The sequence below is a fragment of the Brenneria sp. hezel4-2-4 genome (assembly GCF_013155275.1).
Classification (GTDB): domain Bacteria; phylum Pseudomonadota; class Gammaproteobacteria; order Enterobacterales; family Enterobacteriaceae; genus Brenneria.
Window position 1 is genome coordinate 124,210 of sequence record NZ_JABJXS010000004.1, and the last position, 22,293, is coordinate 146,502.

The window sequence follows — 22,293 nt, forward strand, 5'->3', positions numbered from 1 at the left end:
TCTGGTATGGCAGGCGTTGCGTGTGTCAATACCCCATTGAAATAAAAATCATTCTCACTTAAAATGTGACACACGTCTTATTTTCCCGGCTATCCCGTTTTCAGGCCATTGATATGTCATCAGCCCAAATCGATACCGCAGCAGACATTCATCTGCTCTACCGCCAGCATCACGGCTGGCTGCAAGGGCTGTTGCGCAAACGGCTGGGAAATCTGTACGATGCCGCCGATCTGGCTCAGGATGTTTTTTTACGTCTGCTGATCAAACCGCGTCAGTTCGACAGCCATGCCGGAGCACGCGCCTATCTGAGCGTGATGGCGCAGGGAATGTGCGTGGATTTATGGCGGCGGCGGGAAATTGAGCGCGCCTGGCTGAATTCGCTGGCTGCCCGGCCGGAACCGGTTGTGCTGTCGGCGGAACACAGCAATATCATTCTTGAAACCCTGTATCAGGTCGATGCCATGCTGCGGGCGCTGCCGGAGAAAGTCCGCGCCGCGTTCGTCATGGCGCAGATTCAGGGATTAACCTACCGGGAAATCGCCAGCGTCCTCAGCGTCTCGGAACGCATGGTGAAGAAATACATGGCGCAGGCCATGCTGCACTGCGTATTGCTGGAAGCAGAAATAGAAGAAACCACCCTCGCTTGCCAGAAGACCGCCACCTGATGAACAAACCCGGTTTTATCGCATTACAGCAGGCCTCGCAGTGGTATGCCCAGCTCTGCGAGCTTGAAGGCGACCATGAACACCATCACCACTGGCAACGCTGGATGGATGAAAGCGAGGAAAACCGCTGCGCCTGGGAATATGTGCGGAAAGTCAGCCAGCGCTTTCAACCGTTACGCGGCGACAGCCAACAACCCGCCATCAACGCCTTGCTGCATCAGCCCGCCGACATGAACCGCCGCCGCGCCCTCAAACTGGCGGCGCTGTTGAGTACCGGCTCACTGCTATCCTGGGCGACCTATCGCTATACGCCGCTGCGGGGTTCTCTGTTGGCGATGACGGCAGACCATCACAGCGCCACCGGCGAAATTAAACGTCTTGTGCTACAGGACGGCACCCGCCTCTGGCTGAATACCGCCAGCGCAGTCGACGTGCAATTCGACAGCCAACGGAGACAGCTGGTTCTGCTGGCCGGCGACATCATGGTTGATACCGCCGCGGATCCCCGTCCGTTATCGGTATCCAGCGCCGAGGGACAAATGCTGGCGCTCGGCACCCGCTTCAGCGTAGAGCAACATGACGGCACGACGCATTTAGCCGTCTATAAAGGCGCCGTCGAGGTCACCGCTCGCCATGCTCAAGCGGCGCGCCGGGTTGATGCCGGTCAGCGGCTGGAATTCAATTTTCAGGGACAGGGGCGGCAGTTACCGACCGCACGAACCGACGCCGACTGGTCGCGGGGGCTGCTACAGGCGGATAACCTGTCGCTGGGCGAGGTTATCGCGCAGTTCTCGCGCTACCGCCACGGCTATCTGGCCTGTCAGCCCGACGTTGCCGCGCTGCGGGTGATGGGGACGTTCCCGCTGACGGATACGGATGCCGCTCTGGCGATGCTGGCGCAGACATTTCCTATCCGCATTCACCGGCGTTTTTCCTGGTGGGTAACGGTGGAGAAAAAATAGTTATCATTCTTGTTCCCTTTTTAACGCCGTCCTTCGATTCACAGTAAAAGCACAATTTCTTCACTCTGGGTTAGAAGGCAAATCAATATGTCATTTCCATCGTTTCTCTCACTATCCGGCGCGAGCCGGACAGCAACTCCCCTCGCGCTTGCCGTCCGGCTGCTGTGCGGCGCGCCGCTGGCACTGTCGTCCGGCATCGCGCTGGCAGAGGTTCAGGCACCGCACGCCTACGCCATTCCGGCAGGGCCGCTAAGTCAGCAGTTAAACCTGTTTGCCGCTCAGTCCGGCGTGTATCTGGCGGGCGACGCCAGTCTGGCAAACGGCAAGATGGGCGTCGCGTTACAGGGAAACTACAGTGTGGAGGCAGGATTCAGCGCCCTGCTCGCCGGTAGCGGTTTGCAGGCGGTGAGACAGTCCGGCGGCGCCTATATGTTACAGCAAATACCGGCGGGCGATGAGATGCTGGTGGTGGCCGCGGTTAACCGTAACGGCATCACCGAAGGCACCGACTCCTACACCACCCGCAGTATGAATACCGCCACGCAGTTAAACCTGTCGCCGCGCGAAACGCCGCAGTCGGTGAGCGTGGTCACCCGCCAGCGGATGAACGATCAAAATATGACCTCGCTGGATGAAGCCATGAGCCAGACCACCGGGGTGAATGTGGTCAATCAAAGCTCTTACCAGGTCAAGTTTCAGTCGCGCGGTTTTACTATGGATAACGTCAAGGAAGACGGCGTAAGTTCGTCTTTCCAGAACAGCGTGTCCGGCATGGGGTTTTCCGAAGCCGCCAGCGAATCGCCCGATCTGGCGATTTACGATCGAGTGGAGATCCTGCGTGGCGCATCCGGCCTGACGCAGGGTAACGGTGAACCGGGCGGCACCGTCAATCTGGTGCGGAAAAAGCCTACCTATGGTTTTCAGGCGTCGGCCAGTACCGGCGTCGGGAGTTGGGACAACTACCGTAGCGAAATGGACGTGTCCGGGCCGCTCAATGACGATGCCAGCCTGCGCGGCCGCTTTGTCGGCGCTTATCAGGATAAACAGAGCGCCGTCGATTATGTCGACAGCGACCGCCAGGTGCTATTCGGTACGCTGGCCTGGGATATGACGCCCGATACCACCCTCACGACGGGTATCAACTGGCAGAAAACCCATACCGTGCCCGATTTATACGGGATACCGATGTCCACACGCTACGCCAATCTTAACTTGCCGCGCTCAACCTTCCTCGGGGCCAGTTGGAACCGTATCACTTTTGAAAAAATCAATCCCTTTGCCGAAATCGAGCACATATTTAATAACGACTGGAGGCTTAACAGCGCCCTGAACTACACGCATGCCAGCGCCGAAAGCAAGGCCATCGGAATATTTGGCAACGGCTCTAACGGCGTGGACAGCAATAGCGGCAGCGCAAAACTGAATAATGCTATCCAGCGGGATAACCGATCGGATCAATGGAGCTACAACCTGAGCCTGAGCGGCCCCTTTACGTTGCTGAACCGTAATCATGAGTTGGTCGTCGGCGGAGACTATCAAAAAGAGAATTTTGATAATTTGTTTGGCGTTGTCGCCAATACCGGCACCGTCAATGTCTACGACTGGGAGCCGGCCTCGCTGCCCGAACCCGACTGGCCGGATTATACCCGCCGCTACCAGTACGGCATCTATCAGCGCGCGCTGTTCGCCACCACCCGGCTGGAACTGGCCGACGACTGGAAGCTGATTGTCGGCAGCCGCTACAGCGCCTTCAGCTATGATATGTACAACACCAACCGCACCACCGGTAAAACCAGCCACGGCAGCAGCTACAAAGTTCGCGACAAACTGATTCCTTACGGCGGTCTGCTGTGGGATTTCGCGGAACATTACACCTGGTATGCCAGCTACAGCGATATCTATAAGCCGCAGGAAGCCATAACCCGCACCGGCAGTCTGCTGCCGGCCGTGACCGGAAAAAACTATGAGACCGGTATTAAAGGCGAGTTTTTTGATGGCGATCTGAATGCCTCGATCGCGCTCTACCGCATTATCCAGGCCAACCGCGCCGTGGCGGATAGCGGATGTCTGACCAGCGATTACTGCTCTCGCGCCGAAGGCAAAGTGCGCAGCCAGGGCGTTGAGATGGAAGTCTCGGGCAAGCTGGCCGAAGGCTGGCAGTTATTTGCCGGCTATACGCTGACCAATACCCAATATCTGCACGGAGAAGAGGATGAACAGGGACAACGCTACAGCCCGCATACACCGCAGCATATGTTCAAACTGTATAGCAGTTACAACCTTCCCGGCAGCCTGAATCCCTGGACTCTGGGCGCGGGGCTGACGGCGCAAACCGACACCAACACCACATATAACGTCTCTCAGGGCGGTTACACCCTGTTTAACGCCAACATCACCTATCAGTACAGCAAAAACCTCAGCTTTAATCTGGTGGGCAATAACCTGGGCGATAAAGTGTATTACCGCACGCTGAACAATCGCCATCGCGGCGGCTACAACTTCTACGGCGACCCGCGTAATTTTATGCTGACGGCGAAATACGCCTTCTGATTGCCTGACCTCACTTACCGACAGAACGTGGCCTGCAAACGGCAGGCCGCGGGTTGACTAACCTGATGCCGACATTAAAACGCTTTTATCAGTTAATCGCGCCGTTCTGGTTTACCCGCCGGGCGGTGTATAGCTGGCTGCTGCTGCTGACCATTATCGCATTGACGCTGTCCGTCGTCTGGATCAGCGTGCTGTATAACAACTGGAGTAAAGACTTTTACGATGCGCTGGCCGACTACTTTCAGCACGCCTCCATCCAGGCGCTGGCCTGGCGCTATGCGGGCTATACCGCTCTGTTCGTGTTGGTGATAGTCTGCGGCAATTGGCTGAAAAAACTGCTGATTATCCGCTGCCGTCAGGACATGACGCAGCATTTTTCACAGGCGTGGCTAACCCGCTGCGCCCACTACCGGCTCAGCCTGCGCGGCGAACCGGATAACCCGGATCAGCGCATTGCGGAAGATATCCGGCTGTTGATTGAACAAAGTCTGGAACTGCTGCTTTCGCTGCTGAAAAACATCGCCCGCTTCTTTTCCTTTATCGTCATTCTGTGGCAGTTGTCCGGCGTGCAGACGTTCACTGTCGGCGGCCACGGCATAACGGTTCATGGCTATCTGGTATGGATTGCGTTAGGTTACGCGCTCGTCAACAGCCTGTTCGCCCATCTGCTGGGGCATCGGCTGCACGGGCTGAATGTGGAAAAACAGCGCGCCGAGGCAAATTACCGTACCACGCTGCTGCGGGTGCGTGAGCATACCGAACAGATTGCCTTTTACCGAGGGGAAGAGGCGGAGCAAACGCGGATGAGTCAGCGCTTTCAGGCGATCGTCAATAACTGGCGCAGCCTGATGGGACGTGAATTCCGGCTGGAAAGCTTTATCACCAGCTATTTTCGCCTCAGCCTGATGATCCCGGTCTTTGCCATTCTGCCGGTTTATCTGGCGCGTCAAATCACGTTGGGCGCAGTCATGCAAGCCAGTACCGCTTTCGGCTATGTGCTGGACGCCTTCGGCTGGTTTATCGACGCCTATCGTCAGTTGGTGGCCTGGTCCGCCACCATCGAGCGGTTATGGGAGTTCCAGCACAGCCTGCGGCGGCTGCCGAACCTGAACGTAGCGCCCCGCGCAGGCGATGCCTTGCACATTGAGGCGCTTAGCGTCCAGCTTCCCGACGGCGCTCCTCTGTTTGCGCCGCTCACCGCCACCCTGAAAGCGGGAGACTGGGCCGTGCTGTCGGCGGCCAGCGGCAGCGGAAAAACCACATTACTGCGCGCTCTTGCCGGTCTGTGGCCCGCGGTACAGGGGCAATGGCGACTTCCGGCAGGCAAGACGCTGTTTTTGCCGCAAAAGCCCTATCTGCCGCAGGATACCTTGCGCCGGGCGCTTTGCTACCCGCTGACGGAGACGCCGGATAACGCCTCGCTGCATCGGGCGTTAAAGCAGGTCGGCCTGCCGTCGCTGATCGCCAGACTGGATGAATCATCCAACTGGAGCCGGGAGTTGTCCGGCGGCGAGCAACAACGGTTGTCGCTGGCTCGCGTGTTATTGCTGCATCCTACGCTGCTGTGTCTGGATGAAGCCACCAGCCAGTTGGATGATGACGCCGCCCTGCAACTGCTCACCCGGTTAAGGCAGGCGCTGCCGCGGATGATTGTGTTGGCCGTCAGCCATCAGCCTGCGGTGTGCGCCCGGTTTGAGCATCGCTTCTCTCTGACGCCCTGCCGCCGTTGACGGCGGCAGGGACTGACGGCGGTTATTTACTCGCTATCGCCCAGCAGAATAGATTCCAGCGCGATTTCGATCATTTCATTGAACGTCGTCTGACGCTCTTCCGCCGTGGTTTGTTCATGGGTGCGGATATGATCGGATACGGTACAGATCGCCAACGCTTTGGCGCCGAACTCGGCCGCCACGCCATAAATGCCGGCGGCTTCCATTTCGACGCCCAGAATGCCGTACTTTTCCATTACGTCGAACATTTGCGGGTCCGGCGTATAGAACAGATCGGCGGAGAAAAGATTGCCGACGCGCACGGACACGCCGCGCGCTTTCGCCGCATCCACGGCATGACGCACCAGATCAAAATCCGCAATGGCCGCATAATCGTGATCCTTAAAACGCAGGCGGTTCACTTTGGAATCCGTACAGGCGCCCATGCCGATCACCACATCGCGCAGTTTTACATCGCTGCGCACCGAGCCGCAGGAACCCACACGAATGATTTTCTTCACGCCAAACTCGGTAATCAATTCTTTGGCATAGATAGAGCAGGAAGGGATGCCCATTCCGTGCCCCATCACTGAAATCTTGCGGCCTTTATACGTTCCGGTAAAACCCAACATGCCGCGCACGTCGTTCACTTCGCGGGCCTGTTCCAGAAAGGTTTCGGCAATATATTTGGCGCGCAGCGGATCGCCCGGCATCAGTACGACGTCCGCAAAGTCACCCATTTCCGCATTAATATGTGGCGTAGCCATGCTCTTATTCCTTATCAATCAGCATAAAAAAATTTAATCGGCGCGGTTACAGGATGGATTTACCGTAATCCATCGGCGATAAATCAAAGTACTTCGCCACTGTCTGTCCGATATCCGCAAAGGTATCACGATGCCCATACGAACCGGGTTTCACTTTCGGCCCGTAAATCAACACCGGCACATGCTCGCGCGTATGATCGGTGCCAGGCCAGGTGGGATCGCAGCCGTGGTCGGCAGTGAGGATCAGAACATCATCCCCCGTCACCCGCGAGAGCATCTCCGGCAGACGGCGATCGAACAGTTCCAGCGCCGCGGCATAGCCCGCCACGTCACGGCGGTGGCCGTACGATGAGTCAAAATCGACAAAGTTGGTAAACACGATGGTGTTATCCCCCGCCTGATCCATTTCTTGCAGCGTGGCGTCAAACAGCGCGTCGATGCCCGTGGCTTTGACTTTGCGGGTAATACCGACATTGGCGTAAATATCCGCAATCTTACCGACGGACACCACCTCGCCGCCCTTTTCCGCCACCAGTTTTTTCAACATGGTCGGCGCCGGCGGTTCCACCGCCAGATCGTGTCGATTGCCGGTACGCTGGAAATTTCCAGGCTTATCGCCGACAAACGGACGGGCAATCACCCGCCCAATGTTATAACCGCCTTCGGTCAACTCTTCACGGGCGATTTCACACAGTTCATACAGTTTATCCAGACCGAACGTTTCCTCATGGCAGGCAATCTGGAATACCGAATCGGCGGAGGTATAGAAAATCGGCTTGCCGGTTTTCATGTGCTCTTCGCCCAGTTGATCGAGGATCACCGTGCCGGAAGAGTGGCAGTTGCCCAGATATCCCGGCAAATTGGCGCGCTTCACCAGCGTATCCAACAGCGCTTGCGGGAAGCTGTTTTCTTCATCCTTGAAATAACCCCAGTCGAACAGTACCGGCACGCCGGCAATTTCCCAGTGCCCTGACGGGGTATCCTTGCCGGACGAAATTTCGGCGGCATGCGCATAAGCGCCGATAATCTCGGCCTGTGGATCCAGCCCCGCAGGGAAAGTACCCGTTGATTCCTCGGCCGCTTTTCCCAATCCTAACCGGCTGAGGTTCGGCAAATGCAACGCGCCTTTGCGCCCCCGATCGGCCTTTCCCGCCGCACAAGCCTGTGCGATATGGCCCAGCGTATCCGAACCGGCATCGCCGAAACGATCCGCATCGGCGCTGCTGCCGATGCCAAACGAGTCAAGCACCATAATATAGGCACGTTTCATTGTTCATCTCCTGCGTTGTTACACGCCGCAGGCAAAGCCTGTCGGCGTTGGAAATAGATATCACACATCATCGGCGCTCATGCGACGATAGATAATCGGTGTTTTTTGCACGGCCTTATCGCCCAGCGTAATGGCCGCCCGCACGGCGTTTGCCGCCTGTTGCCATTGCGCTTCCGTATTGGCATGGATCACCGCCAGCGGGCGCTGGCTGTCGGCACGCTCGCCCAGACAGGCGATTTCGTTCATCCCCACGCTGTAATCAATCGCATCGCCGGCCTGACGGCGACCTCCGCCCAAGGCCACGACCGCCATGCCCAACGCCCGGGTATCCATGGCGGTCACGATCCCCCCACGTTCGGCAAAAACGGGTTTACTCAGGATAGCGGCGGGTAAATAACGCTCATAATGCTCAACAAAGTCAACAGGGCCATGCTGAGCCGCCACCATCCGGCCAAAAACATCGGCCGCGTCGCCGCTATCCAGCGCCGTTTGCAAACGCGCGCGGGCATCCGCCGCGGAATCGGCCAGACCGCCGGCCAACAGCATTTCTTCGCACAGCGCCATCGTGACTTCATACAAGCGCGGGTTGCGCTGCTCCCCGGTCAGGAATCGTACCGCCTCCCGCACCTCCAGCGCATTACCGGCGCTGGAGGCCAGCACCTGATTCATATCGGTAAGCAGCGCGCTGGTGCGGCAACCGGCATTATTGGCGACCCCGACGATCGCCTGCGCCAGCTGCTCCGAAAGATCATAGCTCGGCATAAATGCGCCGGAGCCGACCTTCACATCCATCACCAGCGCATCCAGCCCTTCGGCCAGTTTTTTCGCCAGAATAGAGGCGGTAATTAGCGGTATGGAATCCACCGTGGCAGTAATATCGCGCGTAGCGTAGAAGCGTTTATCCGCAGGTGCCAGTGAACTGGTCTGGCCGATAATCGCCACGCCGACCTGTTGAATGATTTGTCGGAACGCGCTGTCATCAGGGAAGATGTTCAGCCCCGGAATGGATTCCAGCTTATCCAGCGTGCCGCCGGTATGCCCCAACCCACGCCCGGAAATCATCGGCACGTATCCCCCGCAGGCGGCGACCATCGGCCCCAGCATCAGCGAAGTGACATCGCCGACGCCGCCGGTAGAGTGTTTATCCACCAGCGGGCCATTCAGATTAAGGCGTTTCCAGTCGAGAACCGTACCGGAATCACGCATCGCCAGCGTCAGGGAAACACGCTCCGCCATCGACATATCATGAAAGTAGATGGTCATTGCCAGCGCGGCAATCTGCCCTTCCGACACCGTATTATCACGGACGCCGTTGATAAAGAAGCGGATCTCCTCATCGCTCAACGGGTTGCCGTCACGCTTCTTGCGAATGATTTCCTGAATCAGAAACAAAGCATGCTCTCCTGATGAGTCGATGAAGAAAGGGTTGGCAGCCGCATCACGCTCAATAACCGCCGGATTGACCTGTGGTTTGATGACCTAACGCCGCCAGCAGGCTGGTCAACAAACTCGATGCCCCGAAGCGGAAATGCCGCGCGCTGACCCACTCCGGCCCCATAATATCGTCAGCCAGTTGCAGATAAATTGCGGCGTCGTCGGCACTACGCACGCCGCCCGCCGCCTTGAACCCCACGCGTTCTCCCACGCCTTTATCACGTATTACTTTCAACATGATTTCCGCGCTCTGCGGCGTGGCATTCACCGCCACCTTGCCGGTGGAGGTTTTGATAAAATCAGCGCCGGCGTCAATGGCGATTTCACTCGCCTGACGGATCAGCGCCTCCTGTTTCAGTTCCCCGGTTTCAATAATCACTTTCAGCAGCACATTGGCCGCCTGACAAACCGATTTACATGCCTGCACCAGATCAAAACCCACCTGGGCATTACCGGCAATCAGCGCGCGATAAGGGAACACGACATCCACTTCATCCGCCCCATAGGCAATCGCCGCGTTGGTTTCCGCCAGCGCGATAGCGATATCATCATCGCCGTGAGGGAAGTTCGTCACGGTCGCGATACGAATTTCCGGCGTTCCCTGCTCGCGCAGCACTTTCCGGGCCAGCGGGATAAAACGCGGATAGATGCAGATAGCCGCCGTCTCTCCTGCCGGGCTGTTGGCCTGGCGGCAAAGCGCAGTGACTTTCTCATCCGTATCGTCATCATTAAGGGTGGTTAAATCCATCAGCCCCAGCGCACGCTGCGCGGCGGCAGTCAACGTTGTCATACAACACTCCAACTCGAATTATTTAGGGTATAGCAGATAAAATACCGGAGAACATCCTGGTATTTGAACACGCAGCGCCGGGTTATTTTGCGTTACGATTCACACTTAATGTAAAAGTGATGTAATGGAATAAGATTATATGTGATTTTGATCACATATATACCCTAAATAATTCGAATAGCGGGCAGGAAAGGCCCAGCCTCAGCCCTCGATGAAGCAGACAGGCAGGTTATCCCGCAGGGATGGCGTTAACTTCAACGGTGATGTGAACCAGTTCCTCATGTATGGCCAACTGCCGCTTGTAATAGTCGGGGCTGACGGGCTGTTCGGTCGTCAAACTCAGGATACAGGCATATTTTGCCGTTCCCACCCGCCATACGTGTAGATCGGTTAGCTCAGCGGCAATGGGACTGGCTTCGATAACGTCCTTGATTTCATTGACTACCGGCGCATCCATTTCCGCATCCAGCAAAACGCGACTCGTCTGGCGAATCAAGCCATAAGCCCATACGGCAACCAAGATGGCGCCCACAATCCCCATAACCGGATCCAACCAGGCGGCGCCCCACAGCTTGCCGCCGATCAGCGCCACAATCGCCAGAACGGACGTCGCCGCATCGGCGATCACGTGGAGATAGGCCGAACGCAGATTCAGATCCTGATGCCCCTCATGGGACGTATGCGCCTGGTGCTCGGGATGAGGGTGATGTGAATGAGGATCGTGGTGCGAATGAGGGTCGTCATGTGCATGGCGATGTCCGTGCGAGTGACCATCGCCATGTGAATGGTGGCCGCGCAGCAGCCAGGCGCAGGCCAGATTAACCAGCAAACCGACCACAGCAATCGCAATCGCCTGATCGTATTGGATCGCAGTCGGATAGAATAACCGTTCTACCGACTCATACAGCATAACCAGCGCCACGATCGCCAGCAGAATGGCGCTGGTGAAGCCCCCGAGAATTTCGATCTTCCAGGTGCCGAAAGTAAAACGCGTATCAGAGGCCAGCCTTCGGGCGGTTGCATATGCCAGCGCGGAAAGCCCCAGCGCCAGCGCGTGGGAGCTCATATGCCAACCGTCGGCCAGCAGCGCCATGGAGTTGAAATACCAGCCGCCCAGAATCTCAACCACCATCATCACCGCCGTCAGCAATGTGGCATAGCGGGTGTTTCTTTCCGCCAGAGGATTCCCCTCATCAAAAACATGTGAATGCGATCCGCTTACCTGTGTCAATGACATCACCTGCTCCCTCGCCTCTGCAATATACTCCCCCCCAGTATATTACACTTAATGAAACAGTGAACCTAATCATCAGCGAAAAGCAAAATAGCCGGATAACAAGAGGAATACCGCGGACGACACCACGCCGCCCGCCGGGTGCGGAATCTTTATTTGAGGTAGGATCGGATCACGGAGACAATCTCTTCAAGATCGCTGCTGCGCTCTTGCGATGAGTGGCTTTCATCCATTAAATGCTCACGGATATGCCCTTCCAGCACTTCCGTCATCAGACCATTGACCGCGCCGCGCACCGCCGCTATCTGCTGCAAAATATTCAGGCAGGGCATCCCGCTTTCCAGCGCTTTTTCAATCGATTCGGTCTGGCCTTTTATACGCCTGACGCGCGCCAGCAGCTTTTTCTTACCCTTAATGGTATGCGACATACCTTCCCCCGGATATACCATTAATCATGAAGCAGAGTATAACGCAGCGCTAACCTGCAGGCATCGTCAGACACGTTTTTTCCAACAGACGCCGCCCGACTTCAATCTGTCGCGCAGGCGTCGTAGAATGCCGCAGACCCATGCGACAAAAGCGATAAATAAAACCATGACCGCACACTCCGCCGCTCCCCACTGGTATTTGTATATGCTGCGTACGGCAACCGGCCTGCTCTACACCGGCATCACCACGGATGTGACCCGCCGGCTGGCTCAGCATCAGTCAGGAAAAGGGGCGAAAGCACTGCGGGGAAAAGGCGAATTGACGCTGGCGTTCCAGTGTCTGGCGGGCGATCGCTCAAGCGCGTTAAAGCTGGAATACCGTATCAAGCAGTTAAGCAAAGAGCAAAAAGAACGGCTGGTGCAAGACCAGCCCGTATCGCTATCCGACCGTTTATCCTAGAAACGATTAAAGGGCTCGGCATATTGCACCAGCCCGCTCGCCCCTTCGAAATGGTTATCCGCCAGCGGATACACCTGAAAGGCGGCGTCGCTCTCAGGCCAACGGCAATACAACTGTTGTTCCGCCGCCGGAACGAAACCAAACCGGGCATAATAGGCCGGATCGCCCAATACCACCACTGCGGTGTAGCCGAACTCATTGAGCGCATCCAGACCCTCATACACCAGTTGTTCGCCCAACCCTTGCCGACGCAGGCTTTCTTCCACCGCCAACGGGGCCAGCGCCACCCATTGACGATCTTCTCCTTCAATGAGTACCGGGCTGAATGCGGCATATCCCACCACGCCGCCTTCATCATCCGTCGCGACAATGCCTAACGTTAGCTGCCCATCTTCACGCAGTTGATGGATCAAATCGGCCTCGGCCTCCGTCGGAAACACCCGACGCAACAGGCTATCGATCCCCGCCGCATCGACCGGTATTTCAACACGCACTAACATGAGACAGATGCATGATTAGCGGATTGAACCACGCCCTCTTGTAAACCCGCCTCGACAAAATCGGCCAGCTGCAACAACCCGATACGCAATGGCGCCGGCATAGCTTCCAGTTCAATGGCGTCCATCAGGTTTTTGACATACAGCCCGAGTTCGGTGTCGCCCTCGATACGCAATCGACGCTGAAAAAACAGCGTATCCGGATCTTCCTTACGCGCCGCGATCAGGATGAGATCGTTCGCATCGGCGCTGAAGCTGACGTCCGCCACTTCCTGATTGCTCACCACCAGCCGGTTATCGCGCAGCGTCATACACCACTGCAAGCCGATGTCCCGAACCTCAATCTTTAACCAGCGATCGGCCAGAAACGCCAGATCGCCGTCTTCCAGCGCCTGACGAAACTGCCAGCTCAACATTTGCTCCAGAACCTGACGCTGTAAGGCAAAAGGAGTGAACTTTAATGGCTTACCCAATAAGCCCGGCCCCTGGCGCACAATCTGCGCCCGTAGTTTTTCCAACACTGGCGTACTCCTCTTAACGCGATCTGTCCGTTCAGACAATCTATAGCCATTCTGCCACATCACACAAAGGCAGCCGAGGTCTATGTCAATAATTTAGTCTGTTCTTCGCCTATCCCGCCAATGCAGATGCAAGCTGTCTTCTTTCATTACACGATTAGCTGGTTTAAATCAAAGTCCCGCCGTATCAGGTTAATTAAGATTCTCTATCGTTAAAAACATTCATCGACTGATAACAAATCTCATTAGTCCACCAACATCATTGATCGTATCGGCGCGTTGACTCTTCTGAGCGCTTTGATTAATGAAGGATCGTGTATGGAACTGCTTTGCCCCGCCGGAAACCTACCGGCACTGAAAGCCGCTATCGATAATGGCGCAGACGCCGTCTATATCGGCCTGAAAGATGACACTAACGCACGCCATTTCGCCGGACTTAACTTTACCGACAAGAAACTACAGGAAGCCTGTGAGTACGTGCGGCGACATCGGCGTAAGCTTCATATCGCCATCAATACCTTTGCGCATCCCGATGGTTTCGCGCGCTGGCAGCGCGCCGTCGACCTGGCGGCGCAAATTGGCGCGGATGCCCTGATCCTGGCCGATCTGGCGATGCTGGAGTATGCCGCGGAACGCTATCCCGATATTGAGCGCCACGTCTCGGTACAGGCTTCCGCCACCAATACGGAAGCGATTCATTTTTACCAGCGCCACTTCGATGTCTCGCGCATTGTTCTGCCCCGGGTACTTTCGATTCATCAGGTAAAACAGCTGGCCCGCACCAGCCCGGTGCCGCTGGAAGTGTTTGCGTTCGGCAGCCTGTGCATCATGGCGGAAGGCCGCTGCTATCTCTCGTCTTATCTGACCGGCGAATCGCCGAATACCGTGGGCGCCTGCTCGCCGGCGCGCTTTGTGCGCTGGCAGCAAACTGAAAAAGGCATGGAGTCCCGCCTCAATAACGTGCTGATTGACCGTTATCAGGACAACGAAAACGCCGGCTACCCGACGTTGTGTAAAGGACGTTATCTGGTCGACGGGCAACGCTATCATGCGCTCGAAGAACCCACCAGCCTGAATACGTTGGAACTGCTGCCCGAGCTGCTGGCGGCCAATATTGCCTCGGTAAAAATAGAAGGACGCCAGCGCAGCCCCGCCTATGTCAGCCAGATAACCCGCGTCTGGCGTCAGGCGATCGATCGCTGTCTGTCCAATCCCGCGACGTTCAGCCCCACGCAGGAATGGATGGATGCGCTCGGCGCGGTGGCGGAAGGCACGCAAACCACGCTGGGCGCCTATCACCGCAAATGGCAGTAGCAGGAGACAATATGAAATATGCATTAGGCGCCATCCTCTACTACTGGCCCAAAAGCGATATCGAAGCGTTTTATCAGGCGGCGATGAACAGCAGCGCGGACATCGTTTATCTCGGCGAGACGGTATGCAGCAAACGCCGCTCAATGAAAGTCGGCGACTGGCTTGATCTCGCCCGTCAGGTCGCATCCGGCGGCAAACAGGTGGCGATCTCCACGCTGGCGCTGCTTCAGGCGCCATCAGAACTGAATGAACTGAAGCGCTACGTTGAAAACGGCGATTTCCTGCTGGAAGCGAACGATCTGGGCGCCGTGAATATGGCCGCCGATCGTCATCTGCCTTTTGTCGCCGGTCACGCCCTCAACTGCTACAACGCTTATACCCTGCGCCTGCTGCACAAACAGGGCATGGTGCGCTGGTGTATGCCGGTGGAGCTGTCCCGCGACTGGCTACAGCATCTGCTGAACCAGTGCGACGAGCTTGGATTCCGTCATCAGTTTGAAGTCGAAGTGCTGAGTTACGGCCACCTGCCGCTGGCCTATTCCGCCCGCTGCTTTACCGCCCGCTCGGAAAACCGCGCCAAGGATGAATGCGAAACCTGCTGCATCAATTATCCGCAGGGCCGTAAGGTGCTGTCGCAGGAAAATCAGCAGGTTTTCGTGCTCAACGGCATCCAGACGCAGAGCGGCTATTGCTACAATCTGGGGAACGAACTTGCCGGTATGGCCGGGCTGGTGGATATCGTTCGTTTATCGCCTCAAGGGACAGAGACGCTGGCGATGGTCGATGCCTTCCGCGCCAACGAAAACGGCGCGGCGCCGCTGAGGCTGGAGAAAAACGCGGACTGCAACGGCTACTGGCGACGGGTGGCCGGACTGGAACTGGTGCAATAGCGGCTGACGGATAAACGGAGCCGGCGCGCCGCCGGCCTCACACGCCAAAGACGTCCGCGAATCAGAAGCGGCGGCGTAATATCCGGCGCAGTTGCGCCGTGTTATGCAGCAATCCCACGCCAATACCAAGCAAGGTATACACCATTCCCAGCACCAGCAGCATCACCACATCGCGCCCTACTTCGCGCAGCGGCAGATCCATCTGGTTGATGCCGGCGATCGCTCTGGTCGCCCAGGTTGAAGGCAATATCGCTGAAATCGCCTGTACCCAGCCCGGCATCGACTGGACGGGCCAGATGGTGCCGGAAAGATAAAAAACCGGCATGGTAATAAACGACAGCGTCAGATAAATCATTTCCACGCGGCGCAGACACTCGGTCAGCAGTTTGCCCAGCCCCAGCACCGCCAGCAGAAACGGAAAAGTCAGCAGCAGAATTTCACCGATATTGGCCGTCTGCCGGTAGCCCAATACCCAGGGCCACAGCACGAACAGCACAATCGACAAGAAAAACCAGATCGGCAGCAGCGCCGACAGGCCGCCGAGATAAACCGCAATGGAGGGTTTTCCCTGCGGGGAGCTCTTCAGCGCGATGCTCACCCGCACGCAGGCGATCAGCAGGGAGTGCTGCAACAGCATCACCAGCAAACCGGGGAAAATAATCGCCGCAAAACTGACGCCAGGGTTAAACAACCCCTGCGTCTGCCCCACCATCGGCATCAGAATCACCTCAGTCTGCTGGCTGCTGAATCCGCTGCGCAGCAGTAGATCCCGGTGATAAACCGCCAGCAGTTGCTGCCAGGCGGCCAGCACGTCCTGCTGAATCTGCCCGTTTGCCAGTCGGTTGGTGGCATCGCCGTAGGCCGGTATAATAATGGCCGCGCTGGCCAGCAGTTTTTTTTCCAGATCCGGCGGCAGGATAATGACGGCAAATAGCTGGCGTCGCACTAAATCTCGCTGCGCCTGCGGAAGATTGTCATAGCCGATTACCGCGATCTTCGGCGTGGCGTCCAGCTCACGGGTCAGCAGGCGGCTGGCGCGACTGTGATCCTGATCGATCACCGCCACCGGTAAATCCCACACCGTGTGATTGGCGTAAACCAGACTCATCACGCACAGCGACGCCAGCAGCATCAGCCACATAGGACGTTCCAGCATCCCCATCAGCACCCGGCTGAATGTTTGCCAGTAGCTTTTCACCGCTTTTCCTCCCGCTGGCTCAGGCGCTGATAAAGCCGGTTACGCACCAGCAGACCGGTCACCAGCGGATAAGCCGACAGCAGGCAACACACCCCGAGGATCGAATACAGCGATACCTGACGCAGGAAGATATCGAACATCGCATACAGCGCGTGCGTCAACGGCTCAATTTGCGCAATGATTTGCGCCGGCAACGGCATGGAAAGTTCGGGCACCGCCAGACCGGAAAACGTCAGCGCGATACTGACGATAATCCCCATCATGGTATAGGCCGTCAGCGCCGTGCGGGTAAAGGTAAACAGCAGCACCCCGATGCTCTGCGCCGCCATCACATAGAAAAATCCCACCAGCAGCATATACAACGGGTTCCCGCTCATATGCGCATCCGAAAGCCATACCAGGACGGCCATTTCGACGATCAGCAACAGGGTATAACACAGGGTGTAGGGAGCCAGTTTCCCCAGCATCGCCGGTATAAAAGGCCGGCGTTCGACAATACTTCCGCTGCGCTCCAGCACATAGATCATGCAGGTGACGGCAAACAGCTGTAACAGATGAATGGTGGCGGCGAACTGCTGATAATAAACGTAGCTGCCGCTGGCATTGAACAGGCTGCCATAAGCCATGCTGACATCGCCCAATGCCGGCAGAGTATGTCCGGACTCCTGCGCGATAATGCCGCGATAGCGGCCGTTGAATTCGGCTATCAGCGTGCTGAAATCCAGAGTGGAATAAAATCCCGCGCCATAAAACAGCGCATTGTAATAAAAAATCACGCTGGGTTGATGACCCGCCAGCACCCCGGCCTCAAAATCCGCCGGAATATACAGCAGGCCGTAATCCTGCGCGCTGCGCAATCGTTGCAGCGCCTCATCCAGTCCGCCCGTAACCGGTACGACACGGGCGTGGGATCCGGCATCCAGCTTACGGATCAGATCGCGAGACAGCGTACTGTGATCGTTATCGATCACCGATACCGGCAGATCCTGCATCGTGCCGACAGAAAAAATGCTGCCCAGCAGAATGAACAGCAAGAGCGGAAAACACCAGCCGAGCCAGTGCACCACCGGACTGCGCAGCGCCGTGTTGACCTCCAGCCGGAATGACGCCCTGAAACTGCGCCAGGCGGCGTTTACTCTTTCCACTGCCATAGCGCGCTCATTCCCGGCCTCAGTCCTTCCTGCGGCTGCAACGGGTACAGCCTGACCTCGAACGTCTTCAGGTCGAAATCACCCGTGGCCCGCGTGGCGCGTTTAGTGGCGTAGTCGCCCAACGGGGCGATATAACGCACCTCGGCGTCGATCATCCGGTCATTCAACGCAGGCACTCGCAGGGCGATGCGGTCACCTTTGCGTACGCCGGCCAGAATATCCTCACGCAAATTAAACACCAACCAGGCCTGCGGTACGCGCACCAGCGTGATAAGCGGACTGGCGGCGTTGAGCAGCACGCCCACCTCCGCCGGAATTGGCCCGACCTCGCCGTCCACCGGCGCTCTCACCTGCAATTCGTCCACCAGGACATTGATTTCCTGCAATTGTTGCTCAGCCTGACGCAGCGCCGCCGCGTAGTTTTCCCGCTGCTCGGGCCGATCGCCGTGTAAACCTTCATCCAGATTGGCCTGTGCGGCCTGCACCTGCTGCCAGGCGCTATCACGCGCCTGCCGGGCGCTGTCCAGCGCCGAAGCGGAAGCATAGCCTTTTGTCGCGATACTGCTCTGACGGTTATATTCATGCAGAGCCTGCTGGTATTGCGCCTGCGCCTGAGCCAGCGTCGCCCGTAGCTGACGAACGCTCTCTTCCCGCGTACCGTGTTCAGACTGATCCAGCAGCGCCTGCGCCTGATCTCTGGCGGCTTCCGCCGCGCGCTGCTGCGCGATCAATTCAGCATTCTCCAGCGAAATCAGCAGTTGACCCGACTTGACGTCATCACCGCGCCGCACATGATGTTCAGTCACCCGTCCGGATGCCTTGGAAGATACGATCACCTCAGGCGCATCCACTTCGCCCTGCAACAGAATATCCTGATTATTGGCCCGAAAAAGCACCGCCAGCGCAATGGCCGCCACCACCAATAACAACGTAAATCTCGTCTTTTTATTCACTTATCAACTCCAAGCCGCCCCGTGTCGATCGCTGGGTCACGATCCGCGAAACGCCTCACCGCCATCACATAAAATAATTAAACAAAATTAAAACAAACCTTTTACATTGTAACGCGATACCGAATCCCGCTTTAAACATAAAATAGTATGGCTGTTTTATCGGTGACGATCCGGTTTCCGCACTGTCGATTAACAACCGTAAATTCAGATTCGGGTATAAATTTAAGCCAAACGGCGTAATACTCAAGCCCATCTGGAACCTGATAAGCGAGCGTTCTCTATGTCCACAGATCTTCAGCCTGTCCCCTTTTCTATTCTGGATTTAGCGCCGATACCGACCGGGTTGAAAGCGCAGGATGCTTTCAGCCACTCGTTGGATCTGGCGCAACACGCGGAAAAATGGGGCTACCATCGCTACTGGCTGGCGGAACACCACAATATGACCGGCATTGCCAGCGCCGCCACCTCGGTGCTGATTGGCTATCTCGCCTCGGGCACGCAACGTATCCGGCTTGGTTCCGGCGGCATCATGTTGCCGAATCACTCCCCGCTGGTGATCGCCGAACAGTTCGGTACGCTGGAGTCGCTTTATCCGGGCCGTATCGACCTTGGGCTAGGCCGTGCGCCGGGAACCGACCAGCGAACCATGTTGGCGTTGCGGCGTCATCTGAACGCCGAAATCGATGATTTCCCCAAAGACGTACAGGAACTGCAACGCTATTTTGCCGATGTAGAACCCGGTCAGCCGGTGCAGGCGGTGCCCGGTCAGGGTTTACAGGTTCCCATCTGGCTGCTGGGTTCGAGCCTGTACAGCGCGCAACTGGCCGCCGCCTTAGGGCTGCCGTTTGCCTTCGCCGCCCACTTCGCCCCCGACCTGCTGCTGCAAGCGCTAAAGGTTTATCGTGAAACCTTTAAACCGTCGGCCGCGCATCCCAAGCCTTATGCCATGGTGTGCGTCAACGTAGTGGCCGCCGACAGCGACTGCGAGGCCGGTTTCCTGTTTACCTCGATGCAGCAGCAATTCATCAACCTGCGCCGCGGCACCCCCGGCCCGTTGCCCGCGCCGGTGGAAAGTAGGGATGTCATCTGGTCTCCGGCGGAACAGTTTGGCGTGGAGCAAACGTTACGCCTGTCGATCGTCGGCGATCGGCAAAAAGTTCGCCATGGCTTGCAGAGTTTGCTGCGCGAAACGCAAGCCGATGAAGTGATGCTCAACGGTCAGATTTTCGACCATCAGGCTCGTCTGCGATCGTTTGAGATCGCGATAAGCGTTCAGAACGATATGCGGCCATAATTGAAAAAGGGATGCATTTCTGCATCCCTTCGGTGAGCGGCGATAATGGATGGATCGTAAAGACGCTGCAAGTACGTCCTTGTAAGCTCGAACCGCGCCATCCCTGGCGCGGACGCTTTACTCTTCCATTCCATTATCACCTTCGATAAGGGGCGATTGATTTGTCAGGTTATCGAACATCTACAGCATAGATATTCCGTCCCCTGCGCCAACCGCCCTTAAGCATCGGCAGGCCGGCGGCGTGGCGCACGCGGCGCGGCGTCGCGATTGAAAGTACGTTCGCGACGCTCACCGCCATTCCCTTCGCGGCGTTCGCCGTTACTATAGGAACGACGAGGCGCGGCGCCCGGTCGACCGCCACGGCGCTCCCCGCCATTGCCTTCACGACGTTCATGCGGCAGAGCATCACCCAGCAACTGCATGTTCATCGGTTTGTTCAGGATACGGGTGCGGGTGAAGTGAGACAGCAAGTCGCCCGGCATTCCCTTTGGCAGCTCAATCGTTGAGTGAGAAGCGAACAGTTTGATGTTGCCGATATAGCGGCTGCTGATATCGCCTTCGTTGGCAATCGCCCCCACAATGTGGCGAACTTCCACACCATCATCACGACCCACTTCAATACGATACAGCTCCATATCGCCGGCATCACGACGTTCACGACGCGGCGGACGATCGCCATCACGGCTTTCGCGAGGTTCACGGCGACGGTCGCCGCGCGCATCATCGCGATCGCGGAATTCACGACGCGGACGACGATCGAACACCGGATCCGGCGGCAGGATCAGCGGACGCTCGCCCTGCGCCATTTTCAGCAACGCGGCGGCCAGGGTTTCGATATCCAGCTCTTCTTCCGGCTGCAATTTAGCCAGCAGCGCGCGGTACATATCCAGATCGCTGCTTTCCAGCTGTTGCTGTACTTTGGCGGCGAATTTCGCCAGACGACGTTGACCCAGCAGCTCGGCATTCGGCAGCTCAACTTCAGGAATAGTCAGCTTCATGGTGCGTTCAATGTTACGCAGCAAACGGCGTTCGCGGTTTTCGACAAACAGCAACGCGCGGCCGGCGCGGCCGGCACGACCGGTACGGCCGATACGGTGAACGTAAGACTCCGAATCCATAGGGATATCGTAGTTTACCACCAGGCTGATGCGTTCAACGTCCAGACCACGGGCGGCAACGTCGGTGGCGATCAGAATATCCAGACGGCCGTCTTTCAGTCGTTCCAGAGTCTGTTCACGCAGCGCCTGATTCATATCACCATTAAGCGCCGCGCTGTTATAGCCGCTGCGCTCTAAGGCTTCAGCCACTTCCAGCGTGGCGTTTTTGGTACGGACGAAAATAATCGCCGCATCAAAATCTTCCGCTTCAAGGAAACGCACCAGCGCTTCATTTTTACGCATACCGGCAACAGTCCAGTAGCTCTGGCTGATATCGGGACGGGTGGTAATGCTGGACTGGATACGCACTTCCTGCGGATCTTTCATAAAGCGACGCGTAATGCGGCGAATCGCTTCCGGCATGGTGGCGGAGAACAGCGCGGTCTGATGTTCCGCCGGGATCTGGGCCATGATGTTTTCAACATCGTCGATAAAGCCCATACGCAGCATTTCATCGGCTTCATCCAGCACCAGGCCGCTCAGATTGGACAAATTCAGCGTGCCGCGTTTCAGGTGATCCAACAGACGTCCCGGCGTACCGACAACGATCTGCGCGCCGCCGCGCAGCGCGCGCAGCTGTACGTCGTAACGCTGTCCGCCGTATAGGGCAACCACGTTCACGCCGTGCATGTGTTTGGCAAAATCACTACAGGCTTCAGCAACCTGCACCGCCAGTTCGCGGGTTGGGGCCAGCACCAGCATCTGCGGCGCTTTCAGCTCAGGTTTAAGATTGTTCAGCAAGGGCAGCGCGAACGCCGCGGTTTTACCGCTGCCGGTCTGCGCCATACCCAGCACATCACGACCACTCAGCAGGTGGGGAATACATTCCGCCTGAATCGGCGAGGGTTTTTCGTAGCCCAGATCGGTCAGGGCATTAATGATTGGAGCAGACAGCCCCAACTCAGCAAAAGTGGTTTCAAACTCAGTCATGTACACGTGCCTCATAAATGGCGGCCAGTCTACATAACTCGTCGAGAAAATTTTCAGTCATTTTCATTGAAAAGTGTGAACCGGCTCAAATTGGATTAAAAAGCGAACAAAAAAGCCCTCAC

General features: G+C 57.0%; 21 protein-coding genes. 8 read left to right on the forward strand and 13 right to left on the reverse strand.

Going from position 1 to position 22,293, the window contains the following annotated elements; genetic code table 11:
- Nucleotides 1-113: 113 nt before the first annotated feature.
- From HOY33_RS10290 to HOY33_RS10305, 4 genes are all read left to right on the forward strand, one after another.
- Complete coding sequence (locus HOY33_RS10290; RefSeq protein ID WP_172290135.1) at nt 114-665, forward strand: sigma-70 family RNA polymerase sigma factor; 552 nt, start codon at nt 114-116, stop codon at nt 663-665.
- On the forward strand, nt 665-1,627 hold the full coding sequence (locus HOY33_RS10295) for a FecR domain-containing protein (RefSeq protein ID WP_172290136.1): 963 nt from the start codon (nt 665-667) through the stop codon (nt 1,625-1,627). The genes HOY33_RS10290 and HOY33_RS10295 overlap by 1 nt, the downstream gene beginning before the upstream one ends.
- Nucleotides 1,628-1,714: 87 nt before the next feature.
- A complete protein-coding gene (locus tag HOY33_RS10300; RefSeq protein WP_172290137.1) occupies nt 1,715-4,177 on the forward strand; it encodes a TonB-dependent siderophore receptor in 2,463 nt (820 codons plus the stop codon).
- Between the two features lie 65 nt (nt 4,178-4,242).
- On the forward strand, nt 4,243-5,907 hold the full coding sequence (locus tag HOY33_RS10305) for an ABC transporter ATP-binding protein/permease (protein ID WP_172290138.1): 1,665 nt from the start codon (nt 4,243-4,245) through the stop codon (nt 5,905-5,907).
- 26 nt (nt 5,908-5,933) lie between these two features.
- Here HOY33_RS10305 and deoD read toward each other — a convergent pair whose 3' ends face one another.
- The 6 genes from deoD to HOY33_RS10335 form a co-directional block, all read right to left on the reverse strand.
- Complete coding sequence (deoD, locus tag HOY33_RS10310) at nt 5,934-6,653, reverse strand: purine-nucleoside phosphorylase (RefSeq protein WP_172290139.1); 720 nt, start codon at nt 6,651-6,653, stop codon at nt 5,934-5,936.
- Between the two features lie 46 nt (nt 6,654-6,699).
- Nucleotides 6,700-7,923 (reverse strand): phosphopentomutase, encoded by a 1,224-nt coding sequence (gene deoB, locus HOY33_RS10315; RefSeq protein ID WP_172290140.1) that lies wholly within the window; start codon nt 7,921-7,923, stop codon nt 6,700-6,702.
- A 60-nt stretch (nt 7,924-7,983) separates the two neighbouring features.
- On the reverse strand, nt 7,984-9,315 hold the full coding sequence (gene deoA, locus HOY33_RS10320) for a thymidine phosphorylase (protein ID WP_172290141.1): 1,332 nt from the start codon (nt 9,313-9,315) through the stop codon (nt 7,984-7,986).
- 52 nt (nt 9,316-9,367) lie between these two features.
- Nucleotides 9,368-10,147, reverse strand: coding sequence for a deoxyribose-phosphate aldolase (gene deoC, locus HOY33_RS10325; RefSeq protein ID WP_172290142.1), 780 nt, complete (start codon nt 10,145-10,147; stop codon nt 9,368-9,370).
- A 229-nt stretch (nt 10,148-10,376) separates the two neighbouring features.
- Nucleotides 10,377-11,384: a CDF family Co(II)/Ni(II) efflux transporter DmeF gene (gene dmeF / locus HOY33_RS10330; RefSeq protein WP_172290143.1), complete on the reverse strand. Its 1,008-nt coding sequence runs from the start codon at nt 11,382-11,384 to the stop codon at nt 10,377-10,379.
- A gap of 149 nt (nt 11,385-11,533) precedes the next feature.
- Nucleotides 11,534-11,809, reverse strand: a complete 276-nt coding sequence (locus HOY33_RS10335; RefSeq protein ID WP_172290144.1) for a metal/formaldehyde-sensitive transcriptional repressor — start codon at nt 11,807-11,809, stop codon at nt 11,534-11,536.
- Nucleotides 11,810-11,975: 166 nt separating this feature from the next.
- Between HOY33_RS10335 and HOY33_RS10340 the strand changes: the two genes are divergently transcribed.
- The gene (locus tag HOY33_RS10340) at nt 11,976-12,269 is read left to right on the forward strand and encodes a GIY-YIG nuclease family protein (RefSeq protein WP_172290418.1); all 294 of its coding nucleotides are present in this window, start codon (nt 11,976-11,978) and stop codon (nt 12,267-12,269) included.
- Here HOY33_RS10340 and HOY33_RS10345 read toward each other — a convergent pair.
- Both HOY33_RS10345 and HOY33_RS10350 read right to left on the reverse strand, forming a co-directional pair.
- A complete protein-coding gene (locus HOY33_RS10345; RefSeq protein WP_172290145.1) occupies nt 12,266-12,769 on the reverse strand; it encodes a GNAT family N-acetyltransferase in 504 nt (167 codons plus the stop codon). The genes HOY33_RS10340 and HOY33_RS10345 overlap by 4 nt on opposite strands.
- On the reverse strand, nt 12,763-13,287 hold the full coding sequence (locus HOY33_RS10350) for an SCP2 domain-containing protein (protein ID WP_172290146.1): 525 nt from the start codon (nt 13,285-13,287) through the stop codon (nt 12,763-12,765). Before HOY33_RS10350 ends, HOY33_RS10345 begins: the two co-directional genes overlap by 7 nt.
- A 315-nt stretch (nt 13,288-13,602) precedes the next feature.
- Here HOY33_RS10350 and HOY33_RS10355 point away from each other — a divergent pair, with 315 nt between their 5' ends.
- Together HOY33_RS10355 and HOY33_RS10360 are read left to right on the forward strand one after the other, a co-directional pair.
- On the forward strand, nt 13,603-14,598 hold the full coding sequence (locus HOY33_RS10355; RefSeq protein ID WP_172290147.1) for a peptidase U32 family protein: 996 nt from the start codon (nt 13,603-13,605) through the stop codon (nt 14,596-14,598).
- Nucleotides 14,599-14,609: 11 nt separating this feature from the next.
- The gene (locus HOY33_RS10360) at nt 14,610-15,488 is read left to right on the forward strand and encodes a U32 family peptidase (protein WP_172290148.1); all 879 of its coding nucleotides are present in this window, start codon (nt 14,610-14,612) and stop codon (nt 15,486-15,488) included.
- A gap of 61 nt (nt 15,489-15,549) precedes the next feature.
- Here the strand turns inward: HOY33_RS10360 and HOY33_RS10365 are convergent, their stop codons facing one another.
- Genes HOY33_RS10365 through HOY33_RS10375 form a run of 3 tightly spaced genes read right to left on the reverse strand, consistent with a single transcriptional unit; the run spans nt 15,550 to nt 18,790 of the window.
- The gene (locus tag HOY33_RS10365) at nt 15,550-16,686 is read right to left on the reverse strand and encodes an ABC transporter permease (RefSeq protein ID WP_172290149.1); all 1,137 of its coding nucleotides are present in this window, start codon (nt 16,684-16,686) and stop codon (nt 15,550-15,552) included.
- Nucleotides 16,683-17,837 carry an ABC transporter permease gene (locus tag HOY33_RS10370; RefSeq protein WP_172290150.1) on the reverse strand — a complete coding sequence of 385 codons (1,155 nt, stop codon included), beginning with the start codon at nt 17,835-17,837 and terminating at the stop codon, nt 16,683-16,685. The genes HOY33_RS10365 and HOY33_RS10370 overlap by 4 nt, the downstream gene beginning before the upstream one ends.
- On the reverse strand, nt 17,819-18,790 hold the full coding sequence (locus HOY33_RS10375) for an HlyD family secretion protein (protein ID WP_172290151.1): 972 nt from the start codon (nt 18,788-18,790) through the stop codon (nt 17,819-17,821). The genes HOY33_RS10370 and HOY33_RS10375 overlap by 19 nt, the downstream gene beginning before the upstream one ends.
- 280 nt (nt 18,791-19,070) lie before the next feature.
- On the opposite strand from HOY33_RS10375, the gene HOY33_RS10380 reads away from it, so the two are divergent.
- Complete coding sequence (locus HOY33_RS10380; protein WP_172290152.1) at nt 19,071-20,084, forward strand: luciferase-like monooxygenase; 1,014 nt, start codon at nt 19,071-19,073, stop codon at nt 20,082-20,084.
- Nucleotides 20,085-20,302: 218 nt separating this feature from the next.
- On the opposite strand, the gene HOY33_RS10385 is transcribed toward HOY33_RS10380, so the two are convergent.
- Both HOY33_RS10385 and yrbN read right to left on the reverse strand, forming a co-directional pair.
- A complete protein-coding gene (locus HOY33_RS10385; RefSeq protein WP_172290153.1) occupies nt 20,303-22,171 on the reverse strand; it encodes a DEAD/DEAH family ATP-dependent RNA helicase in 1,869 nt (622 codons plus the stop codon).
- Nucleotides 22,164-22,238 (reverse strand): protein YrbN, encoded by a 75-nt coding sequence (yrbN, locus tag HOY33_RS20805; protein WP_099049240.1) that lies wholly within the window; start codon nt 22,236-22,238, stop codon nt 22,164-22,166. The genes HOY33_RS10385 and yrbN overlap by 8 nt, the downstream gene beginning before the upstream one ends.
- Between the last annotated feature and the right edge of the window lie 55 nt (nt 22,239-22,293).

Bases quoted from the DNA above. Each gene is read 5' to 3' on its own strand.
- HOY33_RS10290 (WP_172290135.1), top strand. From the start codon at position 114: ATGTCATCAGCCCAAATCGATACCGCAGCAGACATTCATCTGCTCTAC.
- HOY33_RS10295 (WP_172290136.1), top strand. From the start codon at position 665: ATGAACAAACCCGGTTTTATCGCATTACAGCAGGCCTCGCAGTGGTAT.
- HOY33_RS10300 (WP_172290137.1), top strand. From the start codon at position 1,715: ATGTCATTTCCATCGTTTCTCTCACTATCCGGCGCGAGCCGGACAGCA.
- HOY33_RS10305 (WP_172290138.1), top strand. From the start codon at position 4,243: ATGCCGACATTAAAACGCTTTTATCAGTTAATCGCGCCGTTCTGGTTT.
- deoD (WP_172290139.1), bottom strand. From the start codon at position 6,653: ATGGCTACGCCACATATTAATGCGGAAATGGGTGACTTTGCGGACGTC.
- deoB (WP_172290140.1), bottom strand. From the start codon at position 7,923: ATGAAACGTGCCTATATTATGGTGCTTGACTCGTTTGGCATCGGCAGC.
- deoC (WP_172290142.1), bottom strand. From the start codon at position 10,147: ATGACAACGTTGACTGCCGCCGCGCAGCGTGCGCTGGGGCTGATGGAT.
- dmeF (WP_172290143.1), bottom strand. From the start codon at position 11,384: ATGTCATTGACACAGGTAAGCGGATCGCATTCACATGTTTTTGATGAG.
- HOY33_RS10335 (WP_172290144.1), bottom strand. From the start codon at position 11,809: ATGTCGCATACCATTAAGGGTAAGAAAAAGCTGCTGGCGCGCGTCAGG.
- HOY33_RS10340 (WP_172290418.1), top strand. From the start codon at position 11,976: ATGACCGCACACTCCGCCGCTCCCCACTGGTATTTGTATATGCTGCGT.
- HOY33_RS10345 (WP_172290145.1), bottom strand. From the start codon at position 12,769: ATGTTAGTGCGTGTTGAAATACCGGTCGATGCGGCGGGGATCGATAGC.
- HOY33_RS10355 (WP_172290147.1), top strand. From the start codon at position 13,603: ATGGAACTGCTTTGCCCCGCCGGAAACCTACCGGCACTGAAAGCCGCT.
- HOY33_RS10360 (WP_172290148.1), top strand. From the start codon at position 14,610: ATGAAATATGCATTAGGCGCCATCCTCTACTACTGGCCCAAAAGCGAT.
- HOY33_RS10370 (WP_172290150.1), bottom strand. From the start codon at position 17,837: ATGGCAGTGGAAAGAGTAAACGCCGCCTGGCGCAGTTTCAGGGCGTCA.
- HOY33_RS10380 (WP_172290152.1), top strand. From the start codon at position 19,071: ATGTCCACAGATCTTCAGCCTGTCCCCTTTTCTATTCTGGATTTAGCG.
- HOY33_RS10385 (WP_172290153.1), bottom strand. From the start codon at position 22,171: ATGACTGAGTTTGAAACCACTTTTGCTGAGTTGGGGCTGTCTGCTCCA.